Here is a 16,652-nt window from a genome sequence, read left to right as displayed (position 1 = left end):
AGGTGCGGAAGAAACTATTCAACGGACTGCTAGCGTGTCCGGATGTCCCTCAAGCACGCCGTCCTCGCAGCTCTCCTGGAGGGCGAGGCCTCCGGATACGACCTGGCGAAGATCTTCGACGTGTCCGTCGCCAACTTCTGGGCCGCCACCCCGCAGCAGCTCTACCGCGAACTCGACCGGCTGGCCGAGGCCGAGCTGATCACGGCCCGGGTGGTGGAGCAGGAACGGCGTCCCAACAAGCGGATGTTCAGCCTCACGGAGTCGGGCAGGCGGGATCTGGCCGCCTACACGTCGACGCCCCCCCGCCCGAGCGCCGTCCGCGACGAGCTGCTGGTCCAGGTGCAGGCCTGCGACGAGGGGGACACCGCGGCCGTCCGCGCGTTCGTGGCCCGGCGGATGGAGACGGCCCGGACGAAGCTCGCCCGCTACGACCGGCTGCGGGAGCGGATGCTCGCCGGCCGGGACGAGGAGACGTATCTCGGCGAGGCGGAGCGCGTCGGGCCGTATCTCACCCTGATGCGCGGCCGGTTCTTCGAGGAGGAGAACCTGCGCTGGGGCGCCCGCGCCCTCGCCGTGCTCGACCGGCGTGCCGCCGCGGAAGCCGTGGAGGGGAAGACGGGGAAGGGTACGGCCGAGGCGACGCCGGGCGCGTGACGGGTCCGGAGGGATGACCGGGGGTCCTACTCTGCGGTAACGTCACCGGCCGGCCGCCGGAGGCTCCGGCGGCGCATCGGGACGGATCGGGGACGGACCTCCATGAACGTCGGTGACCTCGTCGAGGACTTCAGCCTGCCGGACGAGACGGGCGCTCCACGCTCCCTGACCGGGCTGCTGGCCGAAGGGCCGGTCGTCCTCTTCTTCTACCCGGCGGCGCTCACCCCGGGCTGCACCGCCGAGGCCTGCCACTTCCGCGATCTGGCGGCCGAGTTCCGCGCCGTCGGCGCGCTGCCCGTCGGAATCAGCTCCGACGGGGTGGAACGGCAGCAGGAGTTCGCCGAGCGGCACTCCCTCGGGTATCCCCTGCTGTCCGACACCGACGGTGCCGTGCGGGAGCGCTTCGGCGTCAAGCGCGGGTTCTCGATCGCTCCGACGAAGCGGGTCACGTTCGTGATCGGCCAGGACCGGCGGGTGCGGGAGGTCGTGCGCAGCGAACTGCGGATGAGCGCGCACGCGGACCGCGCGCTGGCCGCCCTGCGCGGCGCCTGAACCGCCACGACGTGCGGAGGCGCGGCACCTGGGTGAGACTCGCTGCAAACGCCCGGCCTCTCCTCGGTCGGCAGCGGAACGGAGCGTGCAGGAATGGACGACTACCCTCTCCTCAACCTCTTCTGGACCATGCTGTGGTTCTTCCTCTGGATCATGTGGCTGTTCCTGCTGTTCAAGGTGGTCACCGACATCTTCCGGGACCACGAGCTGAACGGCTGGGCCAAGGCGGGCTGGTTGATCTTCTGCATCCTGCTCCCGTACCTCGGGGTGCTGGTCTACGTCATCGCCCGCGGCAAGGGCATGAGCCGGCGTGACGCCAAACAGGCGAAGGACAGCGAGGCCGCGTTCCAGGACTACATCCGCAAGGCCGCCGGGACACAGGGCGGCGGCGCGAGCGCCACGGACGAGCTGGCGCGGCTCGCGGACCTGAAGGACAAGGGCGCCATCACGGCGGAGGAGTTCGAGAAGGCGAAGACCAAGGTCCTGTCCTGAGGCACCGGGCCCGTGGAGTCTCCCCCTGGAGACCCACGGGCCCGGCGGCTTTCGTGGCGAGAACGCACCCCCTGAATGCGTATCTGAAATACCACTTTGATACGGTCGGATCGTGAAGCTGACCAAGTTCACCGACCTGGCGCTCCGTGCCGTGATGCGCCTGGCGGTCACCGCACCGGAGGAGTCCGTCACCACCCGCGAGGTGGCGGAGTCGATGGACGTGCCGTACGCCCACATGGCGAAGGTGATCACCCGGCTCCAGCACCTCGGCGTGGTCGAGGCCCGGCGCGGACGCGGCGGCGGGCTCGCCCTGACGGAACGGGGCCGGCGCTCGTCGGTGGGCTGGCTGACCCGCACCCTTGAGGGCGAGGAGGAAGTCGTCGCCTGCGAGGGCGACCCACCCTGCCCGCTCAGATCGGCCTGTCGACTCCGGGGCGCGCTCCGCGAGGCGCAGGAGGCGTTCTACCGCGTGCTCGACCCGCTGACCGTGGCGGAACTCGTGTCCTCGCCGACCGGTCCGCTCCTCCTCTCCCTCTCCCCCCGCCCCACTCCCTGACCGCACCCCCCGACCGCACGCGCCGCAGGGCGTGCGCTTCCTTCCACCCTTAAATAGGTAGATGATCTACCAGTTTGGAGTTCCCGTGCTGTCCGAGCAGTCCGTCCCGGTCGTCCGCGCCACCCTGCCCGCCGTCGGCGGCGCCCTGGACCGGATCACCGAGCGCTTCTACGGGAGGCTCTTCGCCGCCCACCCCGAGCTGCTGCGCGACCTGTTCAACCGGGGCAACCAGGCCAACGGCGAGCAGCGGAAGGCGCTCGCGGGCTCCATAGCGGCCTTCGCCGGGGCCCTCCTGGAACACCCGGACCGGCGCCCCGACGCGATGCTGTCGCGGATCGCGCACAAGCACGCCTCGCTCGGGGTCACCTCGGAGCAGTACAAGGTCGTGCACGAGCACCTGTTCGCCGCGATCGTGGAGGTCCTCGGCGACGCGGTGACGCCCGAGGTCGCACGCGCCTGGGACGAGGTGTACTGGCTGATGGCCAACGCCCTGATCGCCGTGGAGGCCCGGCTGTACCAGGAGTCCGGCGTCACCGAGGGCCAGGTCTGGCGGACGGTGGAGATCGCCGAGCGGCGGGAGGAGACGGCCGACACGGTCTCGTTCGCCCTGCGCCACGCGGACGGGAGCCCCACCGCCGCGTTCCGGCCGGGTCAGTACGTGAGCGTCCGGGTCGCCCTGCCCGACGGCGCCCGGCAGATCCGCCAGTACAGCCTCTCCTCCGCTCCGGGGCGCCCGCAGTGGCGGATCACCGTGAAGCGGGTCGACGGCGACCCTGCGGGCGAGGTCTCCTCCTGGCTGCACGCCCACGCCCGCGAGGGGGACACGGTGGAGGTGTCGGCCCCGTTCGGCGACCTGGTCCTGCCCGGGGGCGACGGACCCCTGCTGCTCGCCTCCGCCGGGATCGGCAGCACCCCGATGCTGGCGATGCTCGACCACCTGGTGGACACCGGATCGACCCGCCCCGTCGTGGTCGTGCACGCCGATCGCGCTCCCGCGACCCACGCGCACGCCGCCGAGCTGCGGCGCCTCGTGGACGCGCTGCCGCAGGGAACCCTGCACCTCTGGTACGAGGAGCCGGGCGACTCCGGTGCCCGGCCGGGCCGCGCGGACGTCACCGCACTCGACCTGCCGGCGGGCACGACCGCGTACCTCTGCGGGCCGCTGCCCTTCCTGCGCGCGGTACGCGGTGACCTCCTCGGCCGGGGCACCGCCGCGGCCGACATCCACTACGAGGTGTTCGGCCCCGACCTGTGGCTGGGCACCGAGGGCTGACCCGGCCTCTCCCTTCCGGGCTTCCTTCGGACTCTCTCCACTTCTCCTTCGATCTCCAAGCAGCATGGCGTTGCCGCTACGGATACTGCATAGTGAGGTGCCATGTCGGCCTCGCATTCAGCGGGTCCGGGAGGAACGGACGGAAGCGGCGGAGACGATGGGATCGTTCGGGTCAGCAGACGGCGGTCGCGGTGCCGGGCGACCGGTGCGCGGGATCGCCCTCGACATCGGCAGCTCCCGGACCCGCGCCTGGGCTCCGGGGGCGGGCGTCTTCGCGGACGTGCCGAGCGGCCCGGTGCGGCGCGGCCGCGTGACCGACGCGGACTCCCAGCTCCGGCTGCTGCGGCGCCTGACGGCCGCGGCACCGGGCGGCGACGGGCACGACACCGTCGTGATGCTGACCCACCCGGTGCTCGCCGGCCGGGAGGAGCGGGAGGCGGTGAAGCGGGTGGTCGACGGTCTCGGCGCGGTACGGGTCTTCGCCGTGGACAGCGCCCGCGCCGCGGCGGCCTACGCCGCCCCGCCCGGCGACGGCCCGCTGCTCGTGGTCGACCTCGGCGCGCAGTTGACCGAGGTCACGCTCGTCGTGGACGGCCTCGTCGTGGACGCCCGGCTCGCCGAGGTCGGTCTCGACGACCTTCCGGAGTCGGGGAGCGCCCCGGACTCGGTCGCCGGGACGGCCGCCGACCTGGTGAGCGACCTGTGGCGGCGCGACCGCACGGGCGCCGTGCGCGGGGCGCTGCGCCGGGGCGTCCTGGTGACGGGCGGCGGCGCCCTCCGCCTCGACGTGACCGGCCGGCTGGCCCATGCCCTCCGGGCCCGTCTCCGTCTGGCCAACGACCCGTCGACCAGCGTCGTCCGCGGCGCGGGCCTGATGCTCGCCTCCGCCCTCCGCCACCCGACCGCCTCCCCCGCCTGGATCTGACACCGGTCGGGACGGAGGGGCGGAAACGGCCGAGGCGAGACGGACCGGAGGAGACAGCCCGGACGGCCCGGCCGGGCGAGGTGGGCGGGACGAGACGGCCCGGGGTGAGGCGGGCGGGGCGAGGCGGACGGGGTCAGCAGCCGGTCGCCCAGATGTGGGAGTCGCCGCGGTCGTTGGCCGCGCCGCTGTACCCGACCTCCTGGCCGGGGGCGAGACAGATGGTCATGCCGCCGCCCTGCCAGGCGTTCTCGTAGACGCGGACGTGGTCCTTGATGCCGGGACCGGAGATGCCGTGGTTGGCCCAGGAGGAGTCGGTGTCGGAGATCCAGCTCTCCCACCAGCCGTCGTCCCCGCTCCAGTTGGCGCGCTGGCCGCCGAAGTCAGCCTTCTGCTGGTGCTGTGACCGCATAGGTACGCCGGGTCGGCGGTCGTGGCGGTTGGATGTGCGGTGACGTCCGATCCGACCGCTGGAGGCGCGGTGGCCGAGCCTGTCCGTGTGCGCAGGCTGACCTACCAGGATGGGCAACAGTTGCAGCAGATCGTGCGCCGGGGCAGCACCAACTCGGTGCGCTATCGGCGCGCGATGATGCTGCTGGCTTCGGCCGGCGGGAATCGGGTGCCGGTGATCGCCCAGCTGGTGGCGGCCGACGAGGACACCGTGCGCGATGTGATCCACCGCTTCAACGAGATCGGCCTGGTTTGCCTGGACCCTCGGTGGGCGGGAGGCCGTCCCCGCCGACTCAGTAATGACGAGGAGGACTTCGTCATCGCGACGGCCACTACCCGCCCGGTCAAGCTCGGCCAGCCGTTCACCCGCTGGTCGCTGCGCAAGCTGGTCGCCTACCTGCGGACAGTGCACGGCCGGGTGATCCGCATCGGCCGTAGTGTCACCTTCCAGCGCACCAAGACCTGGAAGGAGTCCCCGGACCCCGAGCGTGAGGCGAAGCTTGACCGGATCGAGCACGTTATGGACCGCTTCCCGGACCTGGTCTTCGCCTTCGACGAGTTCGGCCCGCTGGGGATCCGGCCCACCGCTGGCTCGGGCTGGGCGAAACGGAAACATCCCGACCGGGTGCCGGCCACTACCACCGCACCCACGGAGTCCGGTACTTCCACGGCTGCTACTCGGTGGGCGACGATCGCCTGTGGGGCGTGAACCGGGAAAAGAAGGGAGCCGCGGATACGCTGGCCGCGCTGAAGTCGATCCGCGCCGCCCGGCCCGACGGCGCCCCGATCTACGTGATCCTGGACAACCTGTCCGCCCACAAGGGCGCCGACATCCGTCGCTGGGCGAAGAAACACAAGGTCGAGCTCTGTTTCACCCCGACCTACGCCTCGTGGGCGAACCCGATCGAAGCGCACTTCGGACCGCTGCGGCATTTCACCATCGCCAATTCGAACCACCCCAACCACACCGTGCAGACCCGGGCCCTGCACGCGTACCGCCGCTGGCGCAACACCAACGCCCGCCACCGCGACGTCTTGGCCGCCGAACGCAAGGAACGCGCCCGAATCCGCAGCGAGAAGGGCATCCGCTGGGGCGGCCGACCTGCTTTCGCCGCATGATCAGGCAACCCGGCGAATGTTCCAGATCACTCCACGATCTCCGCCGCGGATCTGTCTGGACTACTTGACCAGCCGGAAGGCGGGGTGCCCAGCCCAGGCCCGCAGGAACTCCGCCGTTCCCAGCGCCATCCAGTCGTCGTCCGCGATCCCCAACACCCCCGGAAGGCCAGCGACGACCGACGCCTGTCCGTCCAGCAGTTCGACTTTGGCCACGCCTCCGATGACGTCCATGACGGCGGCGGTCAGCAGGGCCGTGGCCACATGGTCGATCTCGCGATTGCTGCAGGCGCTGACATTGACGGCATGGGTTGGTCTGAAGCCGAGGATGGCCTCCACCTCGGGTTCCTCCGCGTGCTCAGCCTCGAAGGTGCTCTCGTCGCCGACACCCGGCCCCATCAAATAGACCAGGAAGGGCCGACGCCACTCCTCGCGCTGCGGATTGAATCCCACCAGGGCTGTGAGCTCCTCATCCGTGGCGATGTTGCCGAGGAGTGGAAGCGGGAAAGGTTTTCGCCAGTCCTTCTCTCGCCTGTCCTCGACGCCCAGTCCCTCTGCGGGCACGTTGACGTCGAAGAACCCAGGCCGCTTCTCGGTGAAGTGGGAGGAGAGCTCCACCATCAACGCGCGGAACTCCCGCAGCGCAGCCGGGGAGAGCGGCTCCGCCAACTCGATCACCAACGTCGGACCAGACATGCTGGGAGCCTAGTTTGTTCGGCTCCTCGACCGCTCAGAATTGTTCCCACACCGAGTCCAGCCGGTTCGAGCACCGATGCCGCCAACCCGGCGAACCTTTGCGATCAGAGCACTAGACGCAGAAGTTCCCGCTGGGACATTCGGCGGCTCCGGCGGAGGAGGCGAGGGCGAGACCGGTGGTGGCGGCGAGCAGGGTCGCGGCGGCGGTGGCGAGGATTCGCTTCACGGGAGGGTGTGGCCTTTCTGCGGGTGGGACGGGGACGCGGACGCGGGCAGTTCGGCTGCCCGCCGCAGCGCGCGGTCGCGCAGTTGCCGGTATGCGGTGAGTTCGTCGCGGTGCAGGGCCCGCACGGTGACCAGCTCGGCGGCCTCAAGCCGTGCGCGTACGGCGTCGAGGCCGGTCTCGCGGGCACAACGGGTGGCGACGGCCGGGTCGGGGCGGTCGGGGCGGGGTCGGCCCGGCGGGGCCGCGCACGCGGTCCAGCGGGCGAGGGCCGCACGGTGGGCGGGGTCGGCGCGCATCCGGTCCTGGGCCTCGGCACGGAGGTTGTCGACGGTGACCTGGGCGCGGAACCAGCGGTGCTGGTCGCCGTAGAGCCGGTGGCGGGCGGTGGCGAGGCAGCCGTCCGTGTGGGCGGTGACGGTGGCGCCCGTCGCGAGGGTCACGGAGAGTTCACGGGGTCCGGTGCCGAAGAGCGCCGCCCGGAAGGCGCGGTCCTCGTCCGGGGCGCGGGGCCTGGCCGTGGGGGCGAGGCCCCGGGCGCTCAGGCAGTCGGCGACGAGGCGGCGCTCGGCGGCGCCGAGGAGGGCGTCCCGGGCCGCTTCGGCGGTCGGGGTGACGGGCGCCCCGGGTGTTCCGGCGTCGACGGTGGCGCAGCCGGCGAGCAGGAGGGAGGCGGCGGTCGCCGCGAGGACGTGACGGGTGCGCGAGGCAGCGCGAAGCATGAGGTCCCCCTTGGATCGTCCCTGTTCGGAGGGCCGGCGGGTGGTCGTGTCGCCGACTCGGGGTGATCATGTCCCGAGGGTGCGGCCGCCATTCCGAGGCTCACTCGAACGAGTCGAACGCGCCGGTGCGTGCGCCCCTCGGGCGCCTGCCGGGCGCCTCCCGGGTGCCTCGGGGCACCCGTCCAGATGCCCCCGAACGCCCGTGGGACGTGTGGCGAGCGGAGGGGAGGGAGGAAGGACGGGAACGACAAAGCCCCGGTTGGACGGGGGATTCCAACCGGGGCCGATCGCCGTGACGGGCGAAGGGCGGTCACCTCTGGGGGGGGAACCTGGGGACCGGGCCCCTTCGCCGTCACATACGTATGAACGGTGGACCTTTCCCGAATGTTCCGAGAGTTCCCGAGTGGGCGATGTGAGTCACCTCACCCCATTTCGGTGAAGCCCTGCTACCTCGCCGGAACCCGTCAATCCTTCTCGGGGCGGTAGACGGTCCCGGGCTCCGCCTTCCCGGGAGCGAGGAGTTCCGGCACGGTCACGAAGGTGAAGCCCCGCCGCTTGAGCTCGTCGATGATCGGGGGAACGGCCGGGACCGTGCCGTCGTAGATGTCGTGGAGCAGGATGATCCCGTCGCCGTGCGCCTGGTCGAGGACGCGCTGCTGAATGAGGGCCGAGTCGTCGGTCGAGTAGTCCTTGGCCGTGATGCTCCAGAGGATCTGGGCGAGTCCGAGTTCCCGGCTGACCTCGGACACCGTGTCGTCGGTACGGCCCTGCGGCGGACGCATCAGGGTGGGCTTCCGGCCCGTGATCTTCTCGACGGCGTCCTGGGTGCGCTCCAGTTCCTCGCGGACCTCGGCGGCGTCGAGGTCCGTCAGGATCCGGTGCGTCCAGGTGTGGTTGGCGACCTCGTGCCCCTCGTCGGCTATGCGCTTGACCACCTTCGGGTAGCGGTCGACGTGCTTGCTGCCGAGCAGGAAGAAGGTGGCGGGGACCTGCTTCTCCTTGAGGATGTCGAGGAGTTTCGGCGTGTCCTTGCCCGGTCCCGCGTCGAAGGTCAGCGCGATGCACTTGACCTCCGTGCAGTCGACGCGGCGGCCCGTGCCGCCCGGCTTGTCGTCCGATCCGGCCTCCTCCCGCGCCTCCTGCGGGGTGAGCGGGTCGACGCCGCAGCCGCTCAGCGTCACCATCAGCGACGCGGCGGCCAGCAGGGCGACGGCCGTTCCCCCTCGTCGGCGCAGCCTGGATCGGAACATGGTGGAACCCGCTTTCCCCGGTGATGTTCGGCAGGGTCGCGGCCATCGCCTGGTCAGGGCGGGCCGTGCGACCGAACATGCACACTACACAGGGTGTATACCGGGGGTGACGGCGGGGTCGAAGGCCTGTTCGCGGGCGCACGAGAGCCCCGGGAGCGCCCGTCCGCGTCTCCCGGGGCGGCCTGGCGGTGGCGCCTCTTGCGTCGGCGCCTCCCACTGAGCGCGACGTCCTGCGGTGCCCGTCGTTCAGCGGGAGGCGAGCAGCAGGCGCGCCTCCGTCTCCTGGTCGCCGGAGACGGTGTGCCGGGACTGGACGTCGAAGCCGGTGGCCAGGACCTTCTCGACCTCGTCGACGGCGTGGTAGCCACCGGTGAGCGTGACGCCGACCAGAGCGGACAGAGGGGTGGGAGACACCTCTTGGTGTTCCCCTCCTGCCGTGTCGTACGTGGCGGCCCAGACGGTGGGGGACGGACCCGTCGCCGCCTGCGGGCCGGACGTCGCGATGTCCTCCAGCCGGTAGACACCGTCTAGGACGTCGAAGACGGCCTGGGCGTCCTCCCTGCCGCAGTCGCTCAACTGGACGGTGACGTCGGTGTCGATGTGCGGGTCGTACACGTCGCTCATCTCCTCACGGCCCCCCGGTCGCCAGTGACGCCTCGCACCCCTCGCGCCGGGCACGCGTCGCGCCACCTCTCCAGCATCCCCCCCCGGACCGCCGCACCGCGAGGGCCACCGCCAAGCACGCAACGATGTCGGGCTGTCTCCGTGACGACCTACCGGGCCGCTTCTCCCCCGGCCGGGGCCGGCATCAGGGCCACGACACCGGGCGCTTCCGGCGCCGGGCACGCGTCTCACCGCTCGCCCGCCCCCGCCGGAACCGGTCGAGGAACCGGGTGCGGGCCGGACGGGAGGCCGAGCGGGAGGCCGGGTCGAGGGCCGGGCCGGAGGCCGGACGGTCGGTCACGGCCGCCGACCGTGCGGCGGGGGCCGCTGCCGCCGGAGGCGGAGCCGGGGTGACCCCTTGCGGTGCCGGGGCCAGCGGCGGTGCCGCAGGCAGGGGCGGTAGCGCCGGGAAAGGCGGCGCCGTCGGCAGAGACCGCGCCGACAGGGCCCTCGGGCCGCCGCGTACCGTCACCGGCACGGCCCACGGATCCGGAACCCCGGGCCGTACGGAAGGCTCGGGAGCCGGTCGTACCGAAGGCACGGCATCGGTCTTCCGGGCAACCCGGACGGCCGGCGCGGCCCCGGCGGTCTCCCCCGGGTGCGGGGCCGGGTACGCGGCCCGCGCCTCGTCCAGGGCGAGCGCCAGGCTCAGCCGGTGCCAGAGGATCTCGTCCGGGTCGTCGGCGCGCGTGAGCCGCTCGGCGAGCTCGCGCGCGGCGACGGGCACCGGCATTCCCTGCGGTGGCGGCGGGCGCAACCGGTCGAGGTGGGCGCGCTCGTACGGATCGTCCACGACCTCGGCCACCTGGAGCGGGTCGAGCAGGGAGGCGATGGCCGAGGCCCGCGCCCACGGGTCGTCGGTGGCGCGGAGCAGCAGGGCGAGCCGTCGCGCCCGCCAGTTCCTCGGCCGCAGGTCCTCACGCGCGGCGAGGCGTTCGCGGAGTTCCAGCGGCAGCCGGCCCGTGAGCAGCGCCGGGCAGGTGCGGCCGAAGTCGGCGACCTCCTCGGCCAGATACGTCCACACCACCGCCCGGTAGCGGTTCAGCGAGAACCGCACCGGGCTGAGGTGCCCCGTCCGGACCAGCCTGGTGAACCGCTCCGGGGTGATCCCGAGGAGTGCGGCGGCCTCCCCGGTGCCCACCGCGCGCACCCGGTCGCGCAGGCCGGCGGGAAAGTCCGGCGCGGCCCTGAGGCGGTCGAGCTCGCCCTGCTCGACGCGCCGCCGTCCGCCCTCTCCGGCCGGTACCGTCCGTACCAGACCGAGCTGGACCGCGAGCCGGAACTCGTCGCGCTTCAGCTCCAGTTCCTGCGCGGCCCGCGCCGGCGTCACCGTGCGCGTCCTTTCGTCCGCCGTCCTGTCGTGGCCATCCGTCGTCATCACGCGGCCCTCCCCCGTGCGTTCGCATTCTCCGTGGCGCGGATCCGTCCGACCCGTCGAAGAGAACGTAACGCAGAGTGACGAACCCCGCACTGCTTGTGGAAAACCGCCTGTGGAAAACCACCCGTGAACCACGTGTGGCGGAACCTCGCGGTGGAACGTCGTCAGAGGGCCGTCAGAGCGGTCCGTCACCCGGATAGCCGGGCTGTCGCGCCTCCACCCCGAGGTGCTCGCCGACGCGGTTGACCAGCAGGGTCATCTCGTACGCCACCTGGCCGACGTCGGCCTCCGCCGCGCTCAGGACGCACAGGCAGCTGCCCTCGCCCGCGGCGGTCACGAAGAGCAGCGCCTCGTCGAACTCCACCATCGTCTGTCGCGCCCGGCCCGCGTTGAAGTGCCGACCCGATCCCCGGGCGAGGCTGTGCAGACCGGAGGAGACGGCGGCCAGGTGCTCGGCGTCCTCGCGCACCAGCCCGCTGCTCGCGCCCGTCACCAGGCCGTCGTTCGACAGCACCAGCGCGTGCCGTATGTGTCCGACCCGCTGCGTCAGGTCGTCCAGGAGCCAGTCCAGTGCCTTGTCCAACGCCATCAGTGGTCCTCCCCCTGCGTGGTGCGTCCCCGTCGACCCGGATTCCCGTGCTCCCCGTGTCACCGTGGTCCGCGTGTCGGCGCAAGCCTTACGCACTGTCGTGGACAGGGCAAGCACTGCACCACGCCCGCGTGTGCCGCAGGATGGGAAGCATGACGAGGATGACCGAGGAGCAGTGGCGGACCTTCGTGTCCGCGGGCACCCGCACCGGCAAGCTGGCGACCGTCCGCGACGACGGCAGTCCCCACGTCGTGCCGGTCTGGTTCGTGCTCGACGGCGACGACTTCGTGTTCAACACCGGCAAGTCCACCGTGAAGGGCCGCAACCTCGCCCGCGACGGGCGGGTTTCTTTGTGCGTGGACGACGACACCCCGCCGTTCTCCTTCGTCTCGCTGTTCGGGCGCGCCGAACTCAGCGAGGAACCGGACGCGTTGCGCCACTGGGCCACCCGCATCGGCGCCCGCTACATGGGTGAGGACCGGGCGGAGGAGTTCGGCGAGCGCAACGCCGTTCCCGGCGAACTCCTCGTCCGGGTGAGGATCGACAAGGTGATCGCCGAGGCCGGTCTCGCGGACTGAGGCGCCCGGCCGGGCGGATCCGGTCGTGGTTCAGCCGACGGTGTCGAGGAGCCGGGCGGTGTGCATCCGTCCGGCGTACTCGACCAGGCGGATCAGCACCTCCTTCCCCGAGTCCCGGTCGCGCGCGTCGCACAGGACGACGGGTGTGCCCCGGTCCAGGTCGAGCGCGCGGGAGACGTCGTGCGCCCCGTAGGCACGCGCGCCCGTGAAGCAGTTGACGGCGACCACGAAGGGGATCCGCCGGTGCTCGAAGTAGTCGACCGCCGGGAAGCAGTCCTCCAGACGCCGGGTGTCGGCGAGGACGACCGCCCCCAGCGCGCCCTGGGACAGTTCGTCCCACAGGAACCAGAACCGGTCCTGGCCGGGGGTGCCGAAGAGGTAGAGGGAGAGTCCGGAGCGGATCGTGATGCGGCCGAAGTCCATGGCGACGGTCGTGGTGGTCTTCCGGTCCACGCCACCGGTGTCGTCGACGAGTTCCCCTGCCCGGCTGAGCCGTTCCTCGGTGCGCAGGGGCCGGATCTCGCTGACCGCGCCGACGAGGGTGGTCTTGCCGACGCCGAATCCTCCGGCGACGAGGATCTTCAGGGCGAGGGCGGTGGTGTCCGCGTCGTCGTCCGCGCCGGTGCTCTCAGAGCGCTCGTAGGCCATCGATTACTTCCCTCAGGATTCTTTCGTCGGGGAGCCGCGCGGGCGGCACGGGTCGGCCGACACGGACGAAGCCGGATTCGAGGAGGTCGCCGAGGAGCACCCGGACGACTCCGACGGGCAGGTCGGCGTCGGCGGCGAGTTCGGCCACCGACTGGGTCTCGGCCCGGCACAGGGCGAGCAGGGACCGGTGCTCGGGGCCGAGGAGGGACTCCTCGGCCGGTCCGGGCGGATCGTCGTCCACGACGACGAGGGCGATGAGGTCGAACCGCACGTGGCCGGGTCCCGGTTTCGTCCGGCCGCCGGTCATCGCGTACGGGCGGACGAGCGGGCCGGCGTCGGAGTCGTACCACCGGCCGCCCGGCACGGACGGGCCGCCGCCGGTGCTGTCCTGGTTCATGGGGTCCTCCGGGTCAGCCGGCGGCCGGCGGGGTCACCGTGAGGCGGGGCGGGGTGTGCAGGTGCTCGCCGACGCGCTTGACGAGCCGGGCCATCTCGTAGGCGACGAGGCCGATGTCGGCGTGCGCGGAGCTGAGTACGGCGAGGCAGGAACCGTCTCCGGAGGCCGCCACGAAGAGGAAGCCGTCGTCCATCTCGACCATCGTCTGGCGGACCCCGCCGGTGCGGAACTGGCGGCCCGCGCCCTTGGCGAGGCTGTGGAAGCCGGAGGCGATGGCGGCGAGGTGTTCGGCGTCCTCGCGGCCGAGGCCGCTGGAGGACCCGACGGCGAGTCCGTCGCCGGAGAGCACCACGGTGTGGCGGACCTCGCGGACCCTCGCCACGAGGTCGTCGAGGAGCCAGTCGAGTTCGCCGGAGCGGTGGTGGGAGACCCTCTCGTGGTCGATCATGCGTCGTCTCCTTCGGAGTGAGGGGCGTGCGGGGAGGTGGGGCCGGGGCGTGCGCCGTCGTGGCCCGCGCCGGTGCCGAGCGGGCGTCTGCCGCCCGGGGCCGGGCCGCCGCCCCGCTGCCAGCCGTCCTGGTAGGCCGTCATCCGTTCCCGGACCCGCTCCGGGGTACGGGCGTCCGCGCCGGGCGCGGCCGGTACGGGCGCCTGCTCCCGGGCCGGCGCCTCGCGCAACTGCGGGACGAGGCTCGCCTGCCGTACGCGGCGGGGCAGCTCCCCGTCGGATTCGCCAGGGGTGCCGGGGCCGCCGGCCGGTGCTCCGGGCGGCTGCTCCCGCCGCGCCCCCTGCTCGGGCGTCGGCGGCGGTACGGAGGAACCCCGGGGACGCAGGGCGGTGACCCCGGCGGGTGCCGGCCCGGGTTCCGGACGTGCCGTGAGAGCGGGGACGGCGGTCGGGCGCGGCAGCGGCTGCGGACGGGAGGGGGCCGGGATCCGGGGGGACGGCGGTCGTGGCCCGTCGGGCTGCTGCGGCGGGCTTCCGTGCCGTCCCCCGCTCCCCTGCGGCTGGCGGGCGGTTCGGCGCGCGTCCTCGGCGGGGGCGGGGCCGAGCTGTTCTGAAGGGGAGCGGGGCGGCTGGATCCGGTCGAGACGGCGGACCTCGGCACGGGGCGCGTCCTCGCGCTCCCGCGTCGTGTGCGGTCCGTCAGTGCGCGGTCCGTCGGTGCGCGGTCCGTCGGTGCCCTCGGCGCCGGAGACACGCACCCGCGTGTCTCCCCCGTACGGGGTTCCGGTGCGGGGCGTCCCAGGGTCGTCCGCGGGTGCGCCGCGCCCCGGCGGGAGCGCGCCCTGGAGCACGTCGGTGGGGAGCAGGACGACGGCCGTCGTCCCGCCGTAGGGGGAGGTCCGCAGGTGGACCTTGATGTCGTGGCGGGAGGAGAGCCGACTGACCACGAAGAGGCCGAGCCGGTCGCTGTCGAAAAGGTCGAGGTCCTCGGTGCGGGCGATCCGGGCATTGGCCTCGGCGAGGTTCTCCTTGCCCATGCCGAGCCCGCGGTCCTCGATCTCCAGGACGTAGCCGTTGCCGACGGGTTCGCCGCTGACGCGCACCTTGGTGTGGGGCGGGGAGAACTGGGTGGCGTTCTCGATGAGTTCGGCCAGGAGGTGGGTGAGGTCGGCGACGGCGCCGCCGACGACGGCCGTCTCGGGGAGCCTCGGCACCTCCACGCGCGCGTAGTCCTCGATTTCGGAGACGGCGGCACGGACGACGTTGGTGAGGGGGACGGGCCTGCGCCAGGCGCGGCCGGGCGCGGCGCCGGAGAGGATGATCAGGCTCTCCGCGTGGCGCCGCATACGGGTGGTGAGGTGGTCCAGCCGGAAGAGGTCGTCGAGTTCGCCGGGATCGTCGGCGCGCCGTTCCATGGCGTCCAGGAGGTTGAGCTGGCGGTGGACGAGGACCTGGCTGCGGCGGGCGAGGTTGACGAAGACGCCGGAGATGCCGTCGGCGAGTTCGGCGCGCTCGACGGCGGCGGAGAGGGCCGCGCGGTGGACGGTGGCGAGGGCCTCGCCGACCTGGCCGATCTCGTCCTGGGTGTCGGGCCCGGTCGGGGCTTCGGCCCGGATGTCGATCTCCTCGCCCGCGCGCAGCCGGCGCATGGCGGCGGGGAGTTCGCGGCGCGCGATGCCGAGGGCGGTGTTGCGGAGGCCGACGAGTTCGACGACGAGGCCGCGCCCGATCCGTACGGAGACGAGGAGGGAGGCCACGACGGCCACGAGGCCGAAGGCCACCGCGGCGCCGCCCGTGGTGAGGGCGCCACCGGCGAAGGGGTCGGTGCGGTCGGCCGCCTCGGTGCGCGCGTCGGTCTCGATCGCGGCCAGCCCGCCGCGTACGGCGGCGAGGGATGCGTCCCAGTCGGCGGAGGTGGCCGCCCGGGCGGCGGAACGGCCGGGGCTCGCGGCCCGGATCCGGTCCTCCGCGAGGGTGAGCCGGGTGTGGTCGGCGCCGGTGGCGAGCCGGGTCCACGCGGCGCGTTCGGCGGCGGGCAGGTCGGCGGTGGCCGAGGCGATGAGGGCGCGGCGGGTCTCGACGGCCCCGGAGAAGGCGCGCAGCCGGTCGGCGGTGAACAGACCGGTGAGATGGGCGGAGCCGAGGAGCGCGTCCTCGCGGGACAGCATCTCGCCCGCCCGGCCGAATTCCAGGAGTACGCGCGCGTCGGCTCCCCGTTCGGCGTCCTGGACACCGGCGAGGGCGCCGCCGACGGCGAAGGCGGCGGAGATGGCCCCGGTGTACTCCGCGTACACCTGGTCCCGGTCGGCCCGTCCGTCGGCCGCGGCGGTACGCAGCAGGGCGAGGCCCTCGGCCTTGCCGACGAACGCGCTCACCCGGTCGGCGACCTCGTCGGGCAGGTCCCCGGTGTCGCCGACGGTGTGGTGTGCGTCCAGGCGGAGCCGGTCGACGGCCTCGTCCGTGCGGCGCATCCGGTCCTCGAGCTCGGCGGCCCGGTGGGCGCCGGGGGCCGCGGCCTGTCGTACGGCGGCGCGCCGTTCGGCCTGGAGCGCCGTGAGGGCGGCCGACACGGGCTCCCGGACCTCGGCGTCGAGGCGCTGGAGCTGACGGAGCCGGGCGACGTCCTGGGCGGTGGTGACGGTGGCGAAGCCCCACAGGGCGAGGAGCGAGACGACCGGAACCATCAGGAGCGAGACGATCTTGGCGCGGACCGTACGGGGGCGCAGCCCGGGACGCGGGGCGGTCCGGACGCGGTCGCCGCCGGGGGCGGAGGGATCCGCGGGGCCGGTGGGCCCCGCCGGACCGGAAAATCCTGTCGGGTCGGAGGATCCCGCCGGACCGATGAGGCCCGGGGAGGCAGTGGGTCCCGCCGGGGCGTGCGGCTCCGCCTCGTCGGCGGGCGGCCCCGCGTGAGCGCGCCGTCCGCGCGCGGCTGTCGGCGGTGCCGGTACCCCGGCGTCCTTGGTTCTGCGGGAAGTTCGCATGGCCTCCTCGTTCCGGCTGCGGCTGTCTCTGGTGCGGTGGGACGGGTGGGAGTGAGACGGG

General features: G+C 72.9%; 17 protein-coding genes and 2 pseudogenes. 8 read left to right on the top strand and 11 right to left on the bottom strand.

Going from position 1 to position 16,652, the window contains the following annotated elements:
* Positions 1-42 precede the first annotated feature (42 nt).
* The 6 genes from ACIQVI_RS06135 (at position 43) to ACIQVI_RS06110 (ending at position 4,452) form a co-directional block, all read left to right on the top strand.
* Positions 43-654 (top strand): PadR family transcriptional regulator, encoded by a 612-nt coding sequence (locus ACIQVI_RS06135; protein ID WP_403591625.1) that lies wholly within the window; start codon positions 43-45, stop codon positions 652-654.
* Positions 655-756: 102 nt separating this feature from the next.
* On the top strand, positions 757-1,206 hold the full coding sequence (locus ACIQVI_RS06130; protein WP_351972773.1) for a peroxiredoxin: 450 nt from the start codon (positions 757-759) through the stop codon (positions 1,204-1,206).
* A 93-nt stretch (positions 1,207-1,299) separates the two neighbouring features.
* Positions 1,300-1,698: an SHOCT domain-containing protein gene (locus ACIQVI_RS06125; RefSeq protein WP_351972772.1), complete on the top strand. Its 399-nt coding sequence runs from the start codon at positions 1,300-1,302 to the stop codon at positions 1,696-1,698.
* 112 nt (positions 1,699-1,810) lie between these two features.
* Positions 1,811-2,254, top strand: coding sequence for an RrF2 family transcriptional regulator (locus ACIQVI_RS06120; protein ID WP_403591620.1), 444 nt, complete (start codon positions 1,811-1,813; stop codon positions 2,252-2,254).
* Between the two features lie 85 nt (positions 2,255-2,339).
* Complete coding sequence (locus ACIQVI_RS06115) at positions 2,340-3,527, top strand: globin domain-containing protein (RefSeq protein WP_403592289.1); 1,188 nt, start codon at positions 2,340-2,342, stop codon at positions 3,525-3,527.
* Positions 3,528-3,684: 157 nt separating this feature from the next.
* Entirely contained in the window at positions 3,685-4,452 is a 768-nt protein-coding gene (locus ACIQVI_RS06110; protein ID WP_403591617.1) for a rod shape-determining protein, read from the top strand.
* 133 nt (positions 4,453-4,585) lie between these two features.
* Here the strand turns inward: ACIQVI_RS06110 and ACIQVI_RS06105 are convergent.
* Positions 4,586-4,843: pseudogene (locus ACIQVI_RS06105) on the bottom strand (hypothetical protein); the annotation flags it as partial.
* An 87-nt stretch (positions 4,844-4,930) separates the two neighbouring features.
* Between ACIQVI_RS06105 and ACIQVI_RS06100 the strand changes: the two are divergent.
* Positions 4,931-6,018 (top strand): annotated as a pseudogene (locus ACIQVI_RS06100) (IS630 family transposase).
* Positions 6,019-6,078: 60 nt separating this feature from the next.
* Here the strand turns inward: ACIQVI_RS06100 and ACIQVI_RS06095 are convergent.
* The 6 genes from ACIQVI_RS06095 to ACIQVI_RS06070 all read right to left on the bottom strand — a co-directional run bounded on the left by ACIQVI_RS06095 (position 6,079) and on the right by ACIQVI_RS06070 (position 11,536).
* Positions 6,079-6,711 carry a DUF6368 family protein gene (locus tag ACIQVI_RS06095; RefSeq protein WP_403591614.1) on the bottom strand — a complete coding sequence of 211 codons (633 nt, stop codon included), beginning with the start codon at positions 6,709-6,711 and terminating at the stop codon, positions 6,079-6,081.
* Between the two features lie 222 nt (positions 6,712-6,933).
* Positions 6,934-7,656: a hypothetical protein gene (locus ACIQVI_RS06090; RefSeq protein ID WP_403591611.1), complete on the bottom strand. Its 723-nt coding sequence runs from the start codon at positions 7,654-7,656 to the stop codon at positions 6,934-6,936.
* A 464-nt stretch (positions 7,657-8,120) separates the two neighbouring features.
* Positions 8,121-8,906, bottom strand: a complete 786-nt coding sequence (locus tag ACIQVI_RS06085; RefSeq protein ID WP_403591608.1) for a polysaccharide deacetylase family protein — start codon at positions 8,904-8,906, stop codon at positions 8,121-8,123.
* Positions 8,907-9,152: 246 nt separating this feature from the next.
* Positions 9,153-9,530 carry a hypothetical protein gene (locus ACIQVI_RS06080; RefSeq protein WP_351972390.1) on the bottom strand — a complete coding sequence of 126 codons (378 nt, stop codon included), beginning with the start codon at positions 9,528-9,530 and terminating at the stop codon, positions 9,153-9,155.
* Between the two features lie 184 nt (positions 9,531-9,714).
* The gene (locus ACIQVI_RS06075; RefSeq protein WP_403592286.1) at positions 9,715-10,947 is read right to left on the bottom strand and encodes a DUF6397 family protein; all 1,233 of its coding nucleotides are present in this window, start codon (positions 10,945-10,947) and stop codon (positions 9,715-9,717) included.
* 175 nt (positions 10,948-11,122) lie between these two features.
* The gene (locus ACIQVI_RS06070) at positions 11,123-11,536 is read right to left on the bottom strand and encodes a roadblock/LC7 domain-containing protein (protein WP_121828504.1); all 414 of its coding nucleotides are present in this window, start codon (positions 11,534-11,536) and stop codon (positions 11,123-11,125) included.
* Positions 11,537-11,688: 152 nt separating this feature from the next.
* On the opposite strand from ACIQVI_RS06070, the gene ACIQVI_RS06065 reads away from it, so the two are divergent.
* Entirely contained in the window at positions 11,689-12,114 is a 426-nt protein-coding gene (locus ACIQVI_RS06065) for a PPOX class F420-dependent oxidoreductase (protein WP_403591603.1), read from the top strand.
* A 30-nt stretch (positions 12,115-12,144) separates the two neighbouring features.
* Here the strand turns inward: ACIQVI_RS06065 and ACIQVI_RS06060 are convergent, their stop codons facing one another.
* From ACIQVI_RS06060 to ACIQVI_RS06045, 4 genes are read right to left on the bottom strand one after another with little or no spacing between them, the layout of a single operon-like run.
* Complete coding sequence (locus tag ACIQVI_RS06060) at positions 12,145-12,762, bottom strand: ATP/GTP-binding protein (RefSeq protein WP_351972387.1); 618 nt, start codon at positions 12,760-12,762, stop codon at positions 12,145-12,147.
* Positions 12,743-13,159 carry a DUF742 domain-containing protein gene (locus tag ACIQVI_RS06055; RefSeq protein ID WP_403591600.1) on the bottom strand — a complete coding sequence of 139 codons (417 nt, stop codon included), beginning with the start codon at positions 13,157-13,159 and terminating at the stop codon, positions 12,743-12,745. Before ACIQVI_RS06055 ends, ACIQVI_RS06060 begins: the two co-directional genes overlap by 20 nt.
* Before the next feature lie 13 nt (positions 13,160-13,172).
* A complete protein-coding gene (locus ACIQVI_RS06050) occupies positions 13,173-13,607 on the bottom strand; it encodes a roadblock/LC7 domain-containing protein (RefSeq protein ID WP_403591597.1) in 435 nt (144 codons plus the stop codon).
* Positions 13,604-16,291, bottom strand: a complete 2,688-nt coding sequence (locus tag ACIQVI_RS06045) for a nitrate- and nitrite sensing domain-containing protein (RefSeq protein ID WP_403591594.1) — start codon at positions 16,289-16,291, stop codon at positions 13,604-13,606. The genes ACIQVI_RS06050 and ACIQVI_RS06045 overlap by 4 nt, the downstream gene beginning before the upstream one ends.
* Positions 16,292-16,652: the final 361 nt, after the last annotated feature.

It is taken from the genome of Streptomyces sp. NPDC098101, from assembly GCF_044760185.1.
In the GTDB taxonomy this organism is placed as follows: domain Bacteria; phylum Actinomycetota; class Actinomycetes; order Streptomycetales; family Streptomycetaceae; genus Streptomyces.
Note: the sequence above shows the minus strand (reverse complement) of the source record. Positions and strands in the feature narration are given on the sequence as shown.

Coding starts and splice junctions, on each gene's coding strand:
- ACIQVI_RS06080 (WP_351972390.1), bottom strand. CDS start 9,530: ATGAGCGACGTGTACGACCCGCACATCGACACCGACGTCACCGTCCAG.
- ACIQVI_RS06050 (WP_403591597.1), bottom strand. CDS start 13,607: ATGATCGACCACGAGAGGGTCTCCCACCACCGCTCCGGCGAACTCGAC.
- ACIQVI_RS06125 (WP_351972772.1), top strand. CDS start 1,300: ATGGACGACTACCCTCTCCTCAACCTCTTCTGGACCATGCTGTGGTTC.
- ACIQVI_RS06110 (WP_403591617.1), top strand. CDS start 3,685: ATGGGATCGTTCGGGTCAGCAGACGGCGGTCGCGGTGCCGGGCGACCG.
- ACIQVI_RS06085 (WP_403591608.1), bottom strand. CDS start 8,906: ATGTTCCGATCCAGGCTGCGCCGACGAGGGGGAACGGCCGTCGCCCTG.
- ACIQVI_RS06045 (WP_403591594.1), bottom strand. CDS start 16,291: ATGGTTCCGGTCGTCTCGCTCCTCGCCCTGTGGGGCTTCGCCACCGTC.
- ACIQVI_RS06070 (WP_121828504.1), bottom strand. CDS start 11,536: ATGGCGTTGGACAAGGCACTGGACTGGCTCCTGGACGACCTGACGCAG.
- ACIQVI_RS06060 (WP_351972387.1), bottom strand. CDS start 12,762: ATGGCCTACGAGCGCTCTGAGAGCACCGGCGCGGACGACGACGCGGAC.
- ACIQVI_RS06055 (WP_403591600.1), bottom strand. CDS start 13,159: ATGAACCAGGACAGCACCGGCGGCGGCCCGTCCGTGCCGGGCGGCCGG.
- ACIQVI_RS06130 (WP_351972773.1), top strand. CDS start 757: ATGAACGTCGGTGACCTCGTCGAGGACTTCAGCCTGCCGGACGAGACG.
- ACIQVI_RS06065 (WP_403591603.1), top strand. CDS start 11,689: ATGACGAGGATGACCGAGGAGCAGTGGCGGACCTTCGTGTCCGCGGGC.
- ACIQVI_RS06095 (WP_403591614.1), bottom strand. CDS start 6,711: ATGTCTGGTCCGACGTTGGTGATCGAGTTGGCGGAGCCGCTCTCCCCG.
- ACIQVI_RS06075 (WP_403592286.1), bottom strand. CDS start 10,947: ATGACGACGGATGGCCACGACAGGACGGCGGACGAAAGGACGCGCACG.
- ACIQVI_RS06135 (WP_403591625.1), top strand. CDS start 43: ATGTCCCTCAAGCACGCCGTCCTCGCAGCTCTCCTGGAGGGCGAGGCC.
- ACIQVI_RS06090 (WP_403591611.1), bottom strand. CDS start 7,656: ATGCTTCGCGCTGCCTCGCGCACCCGTCACGTCCTCGCGGCGACCGCC.